General features: G+C 65.7%; 1 pseudogene. It reads right to left on the minus strand.

The annotated features are described in order from the left end of the window. Positions 1-238 (minus strand): annotated as a pseudogene (locus A9Z05_RS37390) (MFS transporter); the annotation flags it as partial. Between the last annotated feature and the right edge of the window lie 356 nt (positions 239-594).

A 594-nucleotide genomic window follows, 5' to 3' on the forward strand; every position in this document is an offset into this window, starting at 1 on the left:
ACACGATCGCGCCGAACGGCCGCACCGCGAAGCCGGCCGCGAAGCCGAGCAGCGTGAAGATGAACGCGGCGGTCGGATTGACGCCGGAGAAGAAGCTCTTGCTGATGTAGGCCGCGAGCGAGCCGGCCAGGTAAAAGTCGTACCACTCGAACACGGTGCCGAGCGACGACGCGAAGATCACCTTCTTCTCTTCGCCCGTCATCGGCGAGTGCGAAATTTGCCCGCCTAACGTTGCCATGAATCGTCTCCAAGTCCCTTGATATAAATGTGCGGCCGCCTTGGGAGGGGCGGGCCTGTCGACGATTATTGGCACGGAAACTTACGGCCCACTGACTCGCGCGTACAAAACGACTGCGCGTTAACCCGCGTCGAATCGGCCCGCTTCGCGCGCCGATCGTGGCGTGAACGGCCGGTAAATCCCCGGTCTCGACGTGGTTGCGCCGAGCCGCGGCGGCGCGCGTCAGGGTTAATCCGGGGCGGTGTCGGCGAGCGGCAGGCTGATGCGCACGAGCGTGCCGGCGAGGCGCGGTGCGTGCTGGTAGACGTGATCGTCGAGCGTCAGCGTGCCGCCGTGCTGCGCGGCGATCTCGCGCA

Origin of the sequence: Burkholderia sp. A2 (genome assembly GCF_001729305.1) — a bacterium.
Lineage (GTDB): Bacteria > Pseudomonadota > Gammaproteobacteria > Burkholderiales > Burkholderiaceae > Burkholderia > Burkholderia sola.